This window comes from Alteromonas portus, from assembly GCF_005117025.1.
Lineage (GTDB): Bacteria > Pseudomonadota > Gammaproteobacteria > Enterobacterales > Alteromonadaceae > Alteromonas > Alteromonas portus.
This window is the reverse complement of sequence record NZ_SWCO01000005.1, coordinates 389,712-405,870: the sequence shown is the minus strand read 5'-3', so window position 1 is coordinate 405,870 and position 16,159 is coordinate 389,712. Positions and strand designations below refer to the sequence as shown.

Genomic DNA, 16,159 nt, shown 5'->3' with positions numbered 1-16,159 from the left:
GTTAAGCCCCTCCTGCAAGTGGCTTTTGATAGGCAATCACATCGCCAAACTTGCGAACCTTAAACATTGACGAAATTCGACTCATCGACTCGCTGTGCCCCAAAAAGATATAGCCGCCAGGCTTCATGGCGTCGTAAAGCACGTGTGCCGCTTTCTTTCGAGATTCATCATCAAAATAAATAAGCAGGTTGCGACAAAAAATAAGGTCAAAATGCCGAAACTGTTTCATGTTGCTGCCCGACAAAATATTAGCCAACGTGAATGACACCGACTCACGAATATCTTCACTTAGCTGGTACTGTCCATTGACTTCTTTGAAGTATTTTTTGACGAGAGGCAGCGGGATATTCTGTACAGAACGTTTTGAATAGAGCCCTTTCTTTGCTGAAGCCAGCACGTTGCTGTCGATATCAGATGAAACCAACTCTACATCTCTGTGTGCTAGGCCTTTCCAATACTCAATAAGGTATATTGCAATGGAGTATGGCTCCTCTCCCGTGCTTGAGGGAACTGACCAAATTCTCAAATCTTCTCCTGGCGCACGGTAACCATCTAGCTCATCCATGATGTCTCGTACCATTGCCTCAAACTGGTATTCTTCGCGAAAGAAATAGGTTTCATTCACCGTCATCGAATTCACAAGATTTTGGAACTCTTCACCCGATGCTTGAAAACGCATATAGGTAAAATAGCCTTTAAACGTTGTGTGGCCCGTGGCTTTCATCCGCTCATGAAGACGCTTATCAACGAAGTAGCGCTTTGAATCTTCAAAGTGAATGCCCGTTTTTCGATAAAACATAGAGCGGAACCGTTCAAAGTCGGCAGCATCTATTTTTTCTAGCACTGCGTTACTCATCACCGCCCCTTACTTGGTTTCGTATCAATGAAATAACAAATTGGATATAGCTATGATTTGGGAATCGACTTTCTACGGTTTGCAATATCTCTAACGTAGATACGTCGGCAATTTCGGCGAGTTTATCTAGTGCTGTACCGACTACATTTTCATTGTCATCGTTAAGTGCAAACTGATGTAGCCAGTTTACTGCCTCAATGTGCGCCACTGCGCCAATAATATCCACACAGAAAATACGTGTATCGGGGTCGTCGTCATGCATCAACATATTCACGTTAGCGGCGAATATATCTGGATTTTGCTGCATGAGTTCTATAGCCCCGTTTCGAAGCTGTACATGTTCGCTCTTGAGCATAGTAAGCACTTGTGACGCGTGACTTTCTGATATGTCATGTTCAAGAGCACTAAAAAGTGCCTCGATGACAGTAGGGTCGTCTTCGTGTGGCAGTCTGCTGAGAAACACATCGTGGGCGTCTTTCTGACCACTCAAATCTCTTACCGCCCATCGGCGAACGTCACAGTCGTCTGAATTTAAGTCGCTAACCAATTGTTCTGTAGTTCTGGGGTGTTCGCGCTTTTCTTCAAAGTCTTCAGAAATATTGGCAACAGGCTCCACTTTCTTTTTCAAACCCATTTTTACTACTCCTATTAACGACAAAGCGCATTTAATTTCGATGCGACCTTTGGACTGTCTAGTACAAAACTGGCGCAGCCTGCTTCGATAAGCTCTTTGGGCATACCGAACACGACCGACGTGGCTTCGCTCTCCGCGATAGTTGTTGCTCCTTCTTTGAATGCTTTACTCATTGCGGCAACCCCATCACAGCCCATCCCAGTTAGTTGAACACACAGCATGGAAAGCGGCTTGTAGCAGTTGAGTGCGCTATCTACCATTCGATCTACACTGGGGTGCCACAAAAAGCTGGGGCTAGATGGTACAGGGCGCGCCGACACTTCACTGCCTACTTTTGAAAACGCTAGGTCCGCGTCCCCTTTGGCCAAGTAAACAGTGCCCGGTTGAATAGGCATTTTTCTATTCACTTCAACGACATTGAGTGGGCTAAGTCCATCTAAACGCTTTGCCAGCGCACTGGTAAAAGACGCGGGCATATGTTGAGAAATAACAACTGGAACAGGAAGGGCCGGACTCAGGTTTGCGACCAAATGTTCCAGCTTTTTCGGTCCCCCCGTTGAGACACCCACTAGTACTATTTCATAGGCCGCACTGCTCGTGTTTCGCACAACCCTTTGTTTGACAACGGGCGGCGCTTTAATGGTGGGACGCTGGGGTTTACCGGTTTTCGCTAACGCGTTTATTTTGTTTACCAGAGGTACCGCTAAATCAGATATATCCCGCGTAACTGTACCACCTGTTTTAAGCACAAAGTCACTGGCGCCAAGGGCGAGTGCTTCCAAGGTGATAGTTGCACCTTTCTGCGTTAAAGAGGACACCATGATAATTGGGCATGGATACAGCTTTTTTAGCATGGCTAAGCAGGTCATGCCGTCCATTACCGGCATATTTATATCCAAGGTGATGCAGTCGGGTTCGAACTCTACGGCTTTCGTCAATGCCTCTTCGCCGTTACGCGCCACCTGAACAACAAATCCTTCTTTTTCAAAGAGTTGAGTAAACAGCTTTCGCATTAACGCAGAGTCATCAACGATAAGTACTTTAACTGTCATACACTACCTCAATCGTCTTCTTAACACTGCTGTTGTGCCGCGGCTACGGCATTGTCATTGAGTAACACATTGGGTTCGATGATCTGAATGATGCGCTTTTCGTCATTAAGTTTTATCAAGCGGTTTAAAAACTCTGACTGCATATCAGAGAGTGACGGCGCATTTTCGATGGTTTGTCTTACCACCGTTTTTACTTCCGCCACACCATCGACGATGAACCCCGTGCGCTGCTTGTCTTTGGTTAGAACAACAATGCGCTGGCGCTCTGAGGTCTCGCTGCTAGGCATACCCAAGCGACTGCGCAAGTCGATGACAGGCAGCACCGTACCACGAAGGTTCACAATTCCTTTTAAGTAATCGGGCGTGCTCGGCACACTTTCTAGTTTTTCAGGCACGCGCGTAATCTCTTGAGTATCGTCAATGCTCACGCCATATTCTTGCCCGTTAATCCAAAAGATGACGTATTGTTCGCAATCATCTTCATCGATAGTCACATCATTGCCTTCGCTCATTTGCGACTCCTGCTTGATATCGTCTTCAATGCTGCTAAGTGCGCTCATTAATGCACGACCGTAGATATTAGAAAGGTTAATAATTGACACTAGTCGTTTGCCGCCATCGCTGCGATATACTGCTTCTAGCAAGCCTGATTCCGCGCCGTCATTACATACTGAAGGTACACTCTCTAGCTCTGAATCAGATATAGACACCACATTACTAACTTTAGCGACGACAAAGCCTACACTGCCGTACTCACTGTTTTGCGTTACCACTATTCGCGAGGCTTCATTGATATCGGTATGCATCATGCCAATAGCATTGGAAAGGTCGACAATTGGGATAATGCGGCCACGAAGATTTACCAACCCCAACACTGCTGGCGCACTGTCTGGCAACTGAGAAATTTCTGAAGGTACTCGCACGATTTCTTCTACGTCTTGGAGATGAAAAGCGAACTCTTGCTCTTCAAGAGAAAAACAAACTAGCTGCTGTAGACTGTCATCCTCTTCGGCTTCTTGAACTTCGTCGTTATCAATACGTTTCATTCCCGACAACTGCATGGCATTACCGTCCTGCTTAGTCACAGCTTGCGCCTTAGCAAGTGCAGATACATCTAGAATTTGCTCGACTGGCTGGTCGCTTTGTTTGATGATGCCCAGCATATAGTCATAGGCGATAGAGTCTGTCATTGCCGATTTATCAATGACTGTGTCGTTAGGTGCGCTGTACACACGAAGTACTCTATCGACCAAGAAACCAACGCTGCCAAGCTCAGACTCAACGACAATAACGCGAGTCACATCACTTGTTTGTGTTTGGGTTCCCAGCAAAATCGCGCTTAGGTCATAAACGGGCAATACATTCCCACGAAGATTAGCTAAACCAATCATTTGCGGCGGCCCCAGCGGTACCGACACCATTGTCGGCACGCGAATAATTTCCCCTACGGACAACATAGGAAAAGTAAAACGCTCTTTGTTGACCAAGAAGGAGACAAACTGTTGTTCGCCGTCCGCCGCTTGTTCTGTATTGCGTTCAGTTTCGTCAAAAGTGTTATCGTTACTCATGAGGCAGCTCCTCGTTAAAGCCTAGGGCGATGGATTAGCCGTTTTGCATTTCATCTGCTACTGAAGCGATTTCTTCAATAGACTTAGCCAGTATCTCCATGCCCTTACTTTGCTGGTCGGCCGCGTTGAGTGCCTGCTGACAGTTACTGCTCGCTTGCTCATTTGCTGTCGCAATTTGCTCTAGCCCACGCTGGGCCTGTGTAACACCGGCAGCAATTTCTTCACCCCGCTCTTTCATCGCTTGGTTATATTGCACAACTTCGTTGATGTCAGTCGCAATTTGTTCGACATCTTGCGTCGTTTGCTTCGCTTTCATGACCTCTCTATACGCGCTTTCAGCAACGTTTGTTAAGTCAGTTTTCACGCTCATGGTTTGATCTTGAATGGCTTTGATGAGGTCTTTTATCTGCTCTACGTTTTCAGCCGCTTCATCAGCTAGGCTTTGAATATCTGCTGACACAACCGCAAAACCTTTGCCATACTCACCTGCTCGCGCCGCTTCTACCGCACCATTAACCGCCAGCATGCTGGTTTTCACTGATACTGTGGTGATAGTATCGATAACCTTATCTATTTGACGTGTCATGACTTCCATCTCACTGATGGCACTCACATTTTCCTTGCTAGTTTCAAGGGCGAGGTTTATGCCGCTAACCATTCCCTCAATCAACGCACGGTTTTCTTTAAGCAATCCAGTAATAGCATTCCCTTTCTCTAACGCTACATCACACTGCGCTGAAGCTTTATCAACGCCTTCTCTTAACAGGTCGATATTTCCTACGGCTTGGTCGACAGAGCTTGCCGCTTGTTGCGAGCCATTATTAACTTGGGTCAGTGCCGTCATGATTTCACTGGATGAACGATTGATTTCTTCAAGGGTTGCTGACAATTCTTCTGCTGACGATGCCACCTCTTCTGCGCTCTTATTAATGTCTGTACTGTTTTTAAGCTCTTCAGTGATTATTTCTAGTGACTGTGCGGCCTGTTCAGCCTGAGATAAAGCTACGCTCTGCTCAGAGACATTAGATGACACTTCCTGGGCTGCAGTTGACTGCTCGTCGGCAGCACACGAGATTGCTTCTGAACCGGTTTGAATTTCTTTGGCTGCGGCATCCATACTCTTGACCTGTGCCTGTAGTTCATCTGCACCATCGGCAATACTCTGCATGTCTGATTTGATGGTTGTAAGCTGTTCGGTAACCGCTTCGCCTTTAGTCACTTCCTCAAGCGCTGCTTCTGAAGACGATTTAACCGCATCAGAGACTCGATTTGATTGCTCTTGAATACGCTCTATTTGTTTGGCTATGTCAGCAGCGCTCTTATCGGAGACTTCTGCGAGTGCGCGCACCGTATCAGCGACTACGGCAAATCCCTTTCCGTGCTTACCAGCCCGTCCCGCTTCAATAGCAGCGTTAAGCGCTAGCAAGTTAGTCTGATCGGCAATGCGGGTCACTTGTTTTACAGCTTCGCCGATGTTCGATGCTTGTTGCTCTAACTCGCTCATCATCACCACTGAGCGTGATTGATGCTCAGACGCAGTTTTAACGCTGGTCATCATGGTGCTTAAATCGCCAACCACACGCTCAAGGTAAGTTTGAAGCTCGTTGGTTTTGTCCATTGTCGAGCCTGCCAATTCAAGCTGCGCAACCAGGCCACCTGAAATCTGAGTGATAGCCGCTAAGCTTTCTTGGCTTGCACTGCTTGACTCTTCGGCCCCGGCGGCAATCTCGTTAACCGCCGTTGAGAGTTGGTCGGTGGCACTTGATGCCTGGTTAATACCGCTGGCTAACTCTGTTGTAGCCGAAGCTACTCGCTCTGCTGCCTGTTGCTGCCTTGCTAACGTTCTCGCTTTGCGGCGCTCCTCTTCCGCTTCTTTTCTCATTTTTGCATCTACGCGAACGGCAGGTGCGGCTACTGGGTCAGATGATTTTTTGAGCGCCATAATTAACCTCGATATATAAATGGCTGTTAATGCACCCTTTAAATATCGTTTAAATCTCGACCGCTAAAAGTATAAATCCGTATACGTTTATATAAAAACAAGCACCCAACACGCAAATTCTTGCGCCCCAAACTAAAAATGTCATTAAAGTCACAAATGGCACTTTTTGACATTGCCATATAAAAACAAAAACTTATATATTAGATGTTATGCAAGGCGAGAATGGCAATTTTGTCAAAGTACAAAAGTCTAATAATCTGGTTAGAAGTGTGCTTTTTTTGAAAAGAAAATGTTTCAAAATGAGCAGTTTATACTTAGGTATAATAAAAAAGCGGCCATTGGCCGCTTTGATTTGTTGCTATTTAGATCGCATTCACTGCAGTGCACTAATAATAGGAACGTTAGCTTCTGGAAAGTCAGAGGCGTTAAGTGCTTTCACATTTACCCATCGAGACTGCTGCCCCTCTTTGCCATGGGGCTCACCTGAAAAATCACACACGCGATGAACATCTAGTTTAACTTGCTTGTCGCCGTAATCATGGGTGATCACAATCACAGGTTCACTGCGGTTCACAATAATCCCAACTTCTTCAGCAAGCTCACGTTTTAACGCCTGAAGTACAGTTTCACCGGCTTCTACTTTACCGCCAGGAAATTCCCATTTTCCGCCCTGATGGACATTGTCAGGGCGAAGAGTAATAAATATATCATCGCCGCGGGCGATAACGCCCACAGCAACGTGTACCACTTTCATTACTTAAGCTTACCGTGACACTGCTTATACTTTTTACCAGAGCCACAAGGACATGGGTCGTTACGGCCTACTTTCGCACCTTCGCGAACTTGCGTACGTACTTTGTCGCTTGCCTCTTCTGGCGTTGCGTTCGCTTCTTCGTGCTCGAAGTTCTTAGGCACATCGTCAGCTTGACGACGTTGTTCTTCTACTTTTTGCACGTCTTCTTCAGCTTGTACTTTTACACGCGCAAGAATAGTGATCACTTCAACTTTAAGCGCTTCTAACATTTGTGAGAACAAAGCAAACGACTCACGCTTGTATTCTTGCTTAGGATTTTTCTGCGCATAGCCGCGTAAATGAATACCTTGGCGCAGGTGATCCATTGCCGCCAAATGCTCCTTCCAATGGCTGTCTAGGTTTTGAAGCATTACCGCTTTTTCAAACTGGCGCAGTACCTGCTCGCCCACTACCGCTTCTTTCTGCTTATAAGCATCCACGACTTCACCTAGAATGCGCTCTCGAAGCTTCTCTTCGTAAAGCTTGTCATCATTTTCAAGCCAAGTCTTAATTGGCAAGTCTACGGCGAAATCGGCGCGCATGCGCTCTTCAAGTCCACTCACATCCCACATTTCTTCAAGAGACTGTGGCGGAATGTACTCATCGACAACACTTGAAATAACATCTTCACGAATAGCTGCGATAGTCTCGCTAATATCGCCTTCATCAAGAAGTTCATTGCGCTGTTCGTAAATAACTTTACGCTGATCGTTGGCTACATCATCGTATTCAAGCAATTGCTTGCGAATATCGAAGTTACGGCCTTCTACCTTACGCTGTGCATTTTCAATGGCCCGAGTTACCCATGGGTGCTCAATGGCTTCACCGCGCTCCATACCCAAACGCTTCATCATATTGCCCATTTTTTCAGAGGCAAAGATACGCATAAGTGCGTCGTCTAATGACAGGTAGAAACGGCTTGAACCCGGGTCGCCCTGACGGCCCGAACGACCGCGAAGCTGGTTATCAATACGGCGAGACTCGTGACGCTCTGTACCAATAATGTGTAAACCACCTGAAGCAAGAACAGCGTCATGGCTTTCTTTCCATTCGGCTTTGATCTTCTCGATTTGCGCTTCAGTTGGATTTTCAAGCTTCTCTACTTCTGCTTGCCAGTTACCACCTAGCACGATATCAGTACCACGACCCGCCATGTTGGTTGCAATCGTAACCGCACCAGGTTTACCTGCCTGAGCAACGATATCCGCCTCGTGTTCGTGGAACTTAGCGTTTAGTACCTTGTGAGGAATCTTCGATTTCTTAAGAATGCGAGAGATAAGTTCTGAATTCTCGATAGATACTGTACCTACAAGGGTAGGTTGACCGCGTTTAACGCACTCTTTAATGTCTTCAACAATGGCTTCGTACTTTTCTTCTGCCGTTAGGTAGATGAGATCAGCCATATCTTTACGCTGCATAGGGCGGTTAGTTGGGATAACTACCGTTTCCAGGCCGTAAATATGGTTAAATTCGAAGGCTTCTGTATCTGCTGTACCTGTCATACCCGCAAGCTTGTTATACAAGCGGAAATAATTCTGGAAGGTAATTGACGCAAGGGTTTGGTTTTCGTTTTGAATACGAACCCCTTCTTTCGCTTCTACAGCCTGATGCAGACCTTCAGACCAGCGACGGCCTTCCATCGTACGGCCGGTGTGCTCGTCAACAATTACAATTTGGTCGTCTTTTACAATGTAGTCTACGTCTTTAGCGAATAGCTTATGTGCACGAAGCGCAGCGTTAATATGATGAAGCAGTGAAATATTACCTGCAGCAAACAGCGACTCACCTTCAGGTAGCATGCCTTCTTGCTGAAGTATTTCTTCAACGTGAATTTGACCGCGCTCGGTAAGGTGTATTTGTTTGGCTTTAAGGTCAATCGTGTAATCACCATCGCCTTCTTGGCCTTCTTCGTCTTCTTTTTCTTGCTGAACAAGCTTAGGAATAATGGTGTTGATACGGCGATATAGCTCTGAGCTATCTTCGGCCTGACCTGAGATGATTAGCGGCGTACGGGCTTCGTCAATAAGAATTGAGTCAACTTCGTCCACTACGGCGTAATTTAGCGGGCGCTGAACGCGATCTTGCGGGCTAAACGCCATATTGTCACGAAGGTAGTCAAAACCAAATTCGTTGTTCGTACCATAGGTGACGTCTGCTTGGTAAGCTTCACGCTTTTGCTGAGGCGACATACCAGGTACGTTACAGCCAACGCGCATGCCTAAGAAAGTAAATAACTGGTTACTCCACTCAGCGTCACGGCGAGCAAGGTAGTCGTTCACGGTAACAACGTGAACCCCTTTGCCTGACAAAGCGTTAAGGTAGGTTGGCAAAGTAGCGGTAAGGGTTTTACCTTCACCCGTACGCATTTCTGAAATTTTACCTTCGTGAAGTACTTGACCGCCTAGCATCTGCACGTCGAAGTGACGCATGCCGTATACCCGTTTACTCGCTTCGCGCACGGTAGCGAAGGCTTCAACAAGAATATTGTCAAGGGTTTCACCCTTTTCAATACGTGCTTTGAATTCGTCAGTTTTAGCCTTTAGCGCCTCATCAGAAAGCTTTTCAAATTCTGCTTCCAGTGCATTAATGGCATCTACGTTTTTGCGTAATTTTTTTAATAGTCGGTCGTTTCTGCTACCGAATACTTTTCGAAGGATGCTTGAAAACATTAGCTTTTATATTCCACTACTTGTCGAGGCGCCGCACATCGTGCACAGCTAAATTAAACGTATAAAACACAACGTTCACCACGTTGTGTTTTGCGATGTTCTAAAATAATGCTTCTTCGTTTTAAATGACTTTAAATTATAAAGGCACCGTCTACGAGAATTACCTGGCTGCTGCCTGCGCTACTTTTTGTAAACAAAAGGCAGAGGATCGACTTGTTTTCCGTTTCTTATTACTTCGTAGTGAACATGAACGCCCGTAGAGCGCCCCGTATTGCCCATTTTCGCGATAGGTTCCCCTTTAGTTACCACATCGCCTATTGAAACAGTAAGGGTGTCGTTATGCCCATAGCGGGTAACATAGCCATCACCGTGATCAATTTCTACTAGTTGGCCATAGCCGTAGCGCTCTCCTGCCCAGGTAACAATACCTGCAGCCGTAGCCACCACGTTTTCCCCAGCTTTACCTGCGAAGTCCAACCCTTTATGCATGGTAGGTTCGCCGGTAAACGGGTCGGCCCGCATACCGTAATAAGAAGACAACCATCCTGACTTTATCGGACGACCAGATAATTGGCTCTGTTCGTTGATATGGTGACCCCTGACCAAACTTTCAAGCATAGACAACTGTTGAGACTTTAAATCAAGGGATTGCTCTAGTTTGGCTATTTCGTGAAGGATGGGATCGTCTTGAAGGTTATCCGGTATCGATACCGGTACGAAAGCGTCCAGGTCAGTCGCTGACATACCTAATTCTGTTGCAATTTGCTTACCTTTCTCGTCTAGCAGGGTAGCTTGCGCAGATAGCTCTGCAACGTGAGAAAGCAAAGCTTTTAATTTTATTGTGGTTTGCTGTTTTAGCGCTTCAACGTCTTTCTGTTTTTCGCTGACTTCAGTTTGCGCTAAACGAACCCGAGCAACATCTTCAGAGACCGATTCCGTTGACCGGCTCGACACCAGCATAAAAATAGACGAGAGCACGGTTGCGCTCACGAGCGTACGGACACTAATACTGTGTCTGTAGCGTTTATTTTTACCTGCAAGTGTAATTGTTAATTTCATACCACGAAGAATGTTGCTTTTTCACGCCATTTTTTTTAACACTATGAATGTGTTTTTAGCCAAAGGCGACAGCCTTTAAGCGATATTTTTGTCGCATGGGTGAAATTTATATTAATTATTTGGCTACTGTATCATTTATTCCAGTAATTGCCATATGAAAAAAAGCCGCCCGTTAGGCGGCTTTTCAAATTTTTACGCTAACGCGGGTTGAGCATAACGAATCGGTGCCGTTTCCTGCGAGTCGTAGGTCACGAACTCCCAACACTCTTTTTGCGCAAGTACTGCGTTTAATAGCTTATTGTTCAGACCATGACCTGTTTTGTACGCACGCAATTCGCCAATTAGACTATGGCCGCCAAGGTACAAGTCACCAATAGCATCCAAAATCTTGTGCTTTAAGAATTCATCGTCGTAACGTAACCCTTCAGGATTAAGCACGCGGAATTCGTCTAGCGCTACAGCATTTTCCATGCTGCCACCTAACGCTAGGTTGTTAGCGTTCATATACTCTAAGTCACGCATAAAGCCGAAAGTACGGGCACGACTTACTTCGTTCACATACGAGCATGAATCAAAATCCATCACCATATGCTGACGAGTTTGACTGATCACGGGGTGGTCAAAGTCAATTTGGAAGTCAACGCGGAAACCGTCGTAAGGCACTAATTCGGCCCACTTATCACCATCTTCTACACGAACTGGCTTTTTAATACGAATAAATTGCTTAGGCGCGTTTAGCTCTTCGATACCGGCAGATTGAAGTAAGAATACGAACGGGCTAGCACTTCCGTCCATAATTGGCAGCTCGTTACTGTCTACTTCAACAATAATGTTGTCGATACCTAAACCTGCAAGTGCAGACGCTAAGTGCTCTACCGTTTGGATAGTTACACCGTCTTCGTTATTCAGGCACGTACACAGCATGGTATTACCTACCGCGTTCGCACGCGAAGGTATGTCAACATGTGGTTCAAGGTCAACACGCCTAAACACGATACCCGTGTTTGCTGGCGCAGGTCGGAGAGTCATTGTGACCTTTTCCCCTTTATGAAGCCCAATTCCGGTCTCTTGTACCGATTGCTTGATTGTACGTTGTCTAATCATCTACTTAAGCTTTTACCTATTAAAAAAGCGGGCGCGAATTATAGTGAGTTATTACTCACATGTCAAAAATACCCGATCTGACGGATTTAACTCTGTCAGATTACGTATTTAATCAACCTATCCACGCGAAATTTTTCACGCTGTGTAAATACACCTTACTAGGTAAGACATCACAAACGCAAAATAATTCCCTTCCGTTTCAGGCAGCTAAATTAGTCTGCCTGCTTACGAAGAAACGCAGGAATATCTAAGTATTCCAAATCGTTGTCTGGCTGCGCACTATCATCAGCTTTTAGCGCCTGGTTGCCCTCTGTACCGCCTACTGCAGAACGTGGCTCACTTGATTGCGTGCTACCATATTCTTTTGCAGGCTGAGTTAGACGAGAACCTTCAGAGCTAACTAGCGAAATGTCAGGCTTGCGCTCTGCGCCAATACCGGTTGCAACAACCGTAACGCGAAGCTCATCTGTCATTTCCATATCGATAACCGTACCAACAACCACTGTGGCATTTTCTGAAGCAAATGCTTTAACGGCGTTACCTACAGTCTCAAACTCGTCGATAGCGAAATCTGGACCCGCTGTGATATTCACAAGAATACCGCGCGCACCTGACAAGTCGATATCTTCAAGAAGCGGGCTAGCAATTGCTGCTTCAGCAGCTTCTTCTGCACGGTCAGGACCGCTTGCAGCCCCACTACCCATCATGGCTTTACCCATTTCAGACATAACAGTACGTACGTCTGCAAAGTCAACGTTGATTAGACCAGGGCGAGTGATAAGCTCGGCAATACCTTGAACTGCACCGCGTAATACGTCATTTGCTGCGCTAAACGCTTGAAGAAGCGGCGTGCCCGGACCCATAACTTTAAGTAGTTTTTCGTTTGGAATAGTAATTAACGAGTCAACGTTGTTAGACAGTTCGACAATACCCTGTTCAGCAAACGAAGTACGCTTTTTACCTTCAAATGGGAATGGCTTAGTTACCACCGCTACCGTAAGAATACCCATTTCACGTGCAATCTTCGCCACTTCTGGCGCTGCACCCGTACCTGTACCACCACCCATACCGGCAGTGATGAAAACCATATCTGCACCGTCTAGCGCCTGACGAATGGTTTCTCTGTCTTCTTGTGCTGCTTCACGACCAATGTTCGGATCAGCACCCGCACCTAACCCTTTCGTTACACTTGAACCAATTTGAAGTGTAACGTCTGCACTTGAGCTGCGAAGCACCTGTGCATCGGTGTTAACTGCAATAAATTCTACGCCTTCAATGCTTTGAGACACCATGTGCTCAACAGCATTGCCGCCGCCGCCACCGACACCGATGACTTTGATTACGGCTTCTTCGCCGTGACTATCCATTAATTCGAACATACTTACTCTCCGGTTGTACGTCTTTTTAAACACTACGCCAGGTCATTCCCTTAGGCTAATTGCTTCCTGCTAGCCTTGATGCCGTAGCTATAGCGCCCCCAAATAAAATTAAAATTCACCTTTAAACCAGCTTTGCACTCGATGAAATAAACTTTCACCGGTCTTCTGCGTACTGGACTTCTTATTATCAGATTGTACTTTGCCATATTGCAGCAGTCCTACGACTGTCGCAAAGCCAGCATCATCAACATATTCGGACAAGCCTTTTACGTTGATGGGTTTGCCCACGCGCACGGGCATCTGGAAAAGTTCTTCGGCAAATTCAACAGCACCTTCCATCTTAGCGGTACCGCCAGTAAGTACAAGACCTGCTGCGATTTGCTCTTCCAGACCGCTGGCACGAATTTCATCATGTACCAGCTCAAAAAGTTCTTGATAGCGAGGTTCTATGACCTCAGCTAACGTATGGCGAGACATCACTCTAGCTGGGCGTCCACCCACGCTAGGTACTTCAATGCTGTCTTCCATACTCACCATATCTTTCAATGCACAGGCGTAATTCACCTTAATTTCTTCTGCATTGCTAATAGGCGTTCTAAATATTTTAGCGATGTCACTAGTAATTTGATTACCCGCAACCGGTATAACGGCGGTGTGGCGAATGGCACCATCTGTGAATATAACCATATCCATTGTGCCGCCACCGATATCAACCACGCATACGCCAAGCTCACGCTCGTCGTCAGTGAGAACCGCATAACTCGATGCCAATGCTGAGAAGATCAACTGATCGGCATTAAGTTCACAACGCTCTACACATTTCACCATGTTTTTCGCCATATCGTCGGCACAGGTAATAATGTGAGCATCAGCTTCCATTCTTACTCCTGACATACCAATAGGGTTTTTAATCCCTTCCTGCACATCAATAGTAAATTCTTGTGGTAACACGTGTAGTAGACGACGTTCAGCTGCAATTGGCACACTGCGCGCTGCATGAATAACGTTATCTACGTCTTCTTGTGTTACTTCCTGATTGTTAATCGGTACCATGCCATTTTCATTTTGGCACTTAACGTGGCGACCCGAGATAGACATGAAAACTGAAGACACACGGCAATCTGCCATTAACTCCATCTCGTTCACAGCACGCTGCACTGACTTAACCACCAGGTTCAAATCGTTAACGCCGCCCTTATCCATGCCTTTCGATGCATGGGTGCCCACGCCAACAATACTGATTTGATCATCTTCTAGTAATTCACCCACCACAGCTTTTACTTGGCTGGTGCCGATATCTAGTCCTACAATCAAATTGCGTTCAGCAGGTTTTGACATGGTTTCCTTAACTCTCTTCATCTGTGGCGCTGTCGTCTTTCCATCCGACTGCTACGCCCGTGTCATAGCGAAGGTCGACGTATTTCACCGCCTTCTCTTGTTGCGCCAGAAGTGGATAAACATCAATAAAGCGTTGTAGCCTATCGATAAACTCCTGACGTCCTAAATTCAATTTAATGCCGTTTTTCAACTGCACTTGCCATGCAAATCGCTCGCTTAAAGATAACTCTTCTAACGTCATATCCGTTGTCGCGATTAGCGCGTGCATGGCGTTGTAGCCCTCAAGGGCCGTTTTTTCACTGCCGCCCGGCCCGTAAAGGCGTGGTAAATCTAATTTCACACCTTCGTCGTTAAACGTATCGCCATAAGGGTTTAACAACAAATCTTCATTCCATTGCGCAACAGGCTGCTGCTCAACCAAATAAATTTTTAACGTATTCGGCCATTTTTTTCTTACTGACGCGCGATAAACCCAAGGCTGCGATTCAACAAGCTCAAATACTTCGTTGACATCAAGCGCAAAAAAGCTTCCAGGCTGCGCCTTGCGTATTAATCGCTCTAGCTTGGTAATATCAATGTGCTGATAATCACCAGAAAAATCGATAACCTGTACCGGCATTTGCTGTTCATCTTGCAAATACTGGTTTGCTTTAAGCCCACCAAACACTAATCCTGCAATAACAAACAGTAAGAAAGCGACGCCGCCCCACACTGCCGTTTTACTTTTGCCGCTCTTTACAGAAGCAGGCTTACCTTGATTAGTATTGGTATCTGCCACGTTTACGCCTTGTTTGCAACGTCATCAAAACTAGTAGAAAGAATACTTAGTACCAGTTCATCAAAAGTTAATCCTGCAACTTTGGCTGCCTTGGGCACCAAACTTTTCTCTGTCATGCCAGGTACTGTGTTCGCCTCTAGCAAATAAAATTGCCTTTGGTTGTCCTGCATAACGTCAATTCTTCCCCAACCGCTGCCAGAAATAGCGTCAAAAGCACGAGATGCCAGTTTTGCTAGCTGTGCTTCTTGCTCTTCAGACAAGCCGCTTGGGCAATAGTATTCTGTTGTATTATCCTGATATTTCGCAGCATAATCATAGAATGTATGTGGAGTAGACATGCGAATAGACGGCAACGCCTGTCCCTGCAATACAGAAACAGTGAATTCGGGGCCATCTATGTACTGCTCTAACAGGACTTGATTATCGTATTTAAAGGCGTCCTGAATGGCAGTTTCGAGCTGTTTAGCGCTTGTCACTCTCGCCATGCCAATACTCGACCCTTCTCTGGCCGGTTTTACCATGACTTCATTCCCCAATTTATCCATTATAGCGCTGCACTTACCAGCTTCAAAGTGCCTTTTATCAGCAATTTCATATTTTGCAGTGGGTAAGCCTAAACTTTGCCACACTTGCTTAGTATGAATTTTGTCCATTGCCAGCGCAGAGCCTAAAACTCGGCTTCCCGTGTAGGGGATTTTTAGGAACTGAAGGGCTCCTTGCATAGAACCATCTTCACCACCGCGACCATGCAGCATAATGAGTGCTCTATCGACATTGAGGTCGATAAGGTCGGTCAGAGGTCGCTCTGCTGGGTCAAACGCAAACGCATCGACGCCTTGTCTCAACAGTGCATTTAACACCGCATTGCCCGAATTAAGCGATACTTCCCGTTCGGCAGAATCTCCACCAAGCAGCACAGCCACTTTGCCATACTCGCTCGGCGAGTGGGTTTTCTGTGAGTGAATACTTACTGAGGGTATAGACATC

At 46.1% G+C, this 16,159-nt stretch carries 13 protein-coding genes; all 13 read right to left on the bottom strand.

What is annotated here, in order from left to right:
• Position 1 precedes the first annotated feature (1 nt).
• Positions 2-856, bottom strand: a complete 855-nt coding sequence (locus tag E5672_RS09710; protein ID WP_136782010.1) for a CheR family methyltransferase — start codon at positions 854-856, stop codon at positions 2-4.
• The gene (locus tag E5672_RS09705; RefSeq protein ID WP_136782009.1) at positions 849-1,490 is read right to left on the bottom strand and encodes a HEAT repeat domain-containing protein; all 642 of its coding nucleotides are present in this window, start codon (positions 1,488-1,490) and stop codon (positions 849-851) included. The genes E5672_RS09710 and E5672_RS09705 overlap by 8 nt, the downstream gene beginning before the upstream one ends.
• A gap of 14 nt (positions 1,491-1,504) precedes the next feature.
• Complete coding sequence (cheB, locus tag E5672_RS09700; RefSeq protein ID WP_136782008.1) at positions 1,505-2,542, bottom strand: chemotaxis-specific protein-glutamate methyltransferase CheB; 1,038 nt, start codon at positions 2,540-2,542, stop codon at positions 1,505-1,507.
• A 20-nt stretch (positions 2,543-2,562) separates the two neighbouring features.
• Positions 2,563-4,110 (bottom strand): chemotaxis protein CheW, encoded by a 1,548-nt coding sequence (locus E5672_RS09695; protein WP_136782007.1) that lies wholly within the window; start codon positions 4,108-4,110, stop codon positions 2,563-2,565.
• Positions 4,111-4,144: 34 nt separating this feature from the next.
• Entirely contained in the window at positions 4,145-6,052 is a 1,908-nt protein-coding gene (locus E5672_RS09690; protein WP_136782006.1) for a methyl-accepting chemotaxis protein, read from the bottom strand.
• A gap of 373 nt (positions 6,053-6,425) precedes the next feature.
• Complete coding sequence (gene mutT, locus E5672_RS09685; RefSeq protein WP_136782005.1) at positions 6,426-6,806, bottom strand: 8-oxo-dGTP diphosphatase MutT; 381 nt, start codon at positions 6,804-6,806, stop codon at positions 6,426-6,428.
• Positions 6,806-9,514, bottom strand: a complete 2,709-nt coding sequence (secA, locus tag E5672_RS09680; RefSeq protein WP_136782004.1) for a preprotein translocase subunit SecA — start codon at positions 9,512-9,514, stop codon at positions 6,806-6,808. Before secA ends, mutT begins: the two co-directional genes overlap by 1 nt.
• A 180-nt stretch (positions 9,515-9,694) precedes the next feature.
• Positions 9,695-10,573: a M23 family metallopeptidase gene (locus E5672_RS09675; RefSeq protein WP_039218651.1), complete on the bottom strand. Its 879-nt coding sequence runs from the start codon at positions 10,571-10,573 to the stop codon at positions 9,695-9,697.
• Positions 10,574-10,765: 192 nt separating this feature from the next.
• The gene (gene lpxC / locus E5672_RS09670) at positions 10,766-11,677 is read right to left on the bottom strand and encodes a UDP-3-O-acyl-N-acetylglucosamine deacetylase (RefSeq protein WP_014950423.1); all 912 of its coding nucleotides are present in this window, start codon (positions 11,675-11,677) and stop codon (positions 10,766-10,768) included.
• 212 nt (positions 11,678-11,889) lie between these two features.
• A complete protein-coding gene (ftsZ, locus tag E5672_RS09665; RefSeq protein WP_014977222.1) occupies positions 11,890-13,056 on the bottom strand; it encodes a cell division protein FtsZ in 1,167 nt (388 codons plus the stop codon).
• A 108-nt stretch (positions 13,057-13,164) separates the two neighbouring features.
• On the bottom strand, positions 13,165-14,394 hold the full coding sequence (ftsA, locus tag E5672_RS09660) for a cell division protein FtsA (RefSeq protein ID WP_071815699.1): 1,230 nt from the start codon (positions 14,392-14,394) through the stop codon (positions 13,165-13,167).
• 7 nt (positions 14,395-14,401) lie between these two features.
• Positions 14,402-15,172, bottom strand: coding sequence for a cell division protein FtsQ/DivIB (locus E5672_RS09655; RefSeq protein ID WP_136782003.1), 771 nt, complete (start codon positions 15,170-15,172; stop codon positions 14,402-14,404).
• 2 nt (positions 15,173-15,174) lie between these two features.
• Complete coding sequence (locus E5672_RS09650; RefSeq protein ID WP_136782002.1) at positions 15,175-16,158, bottom strand: D-alanine--D-alanine ligase; 984 nt, start codon at positions 16,156-16,158, stop codon at positions 15,175-15,177.
• Between the last annotated feature and the right edge of the window lies 1 nt (position 16,159).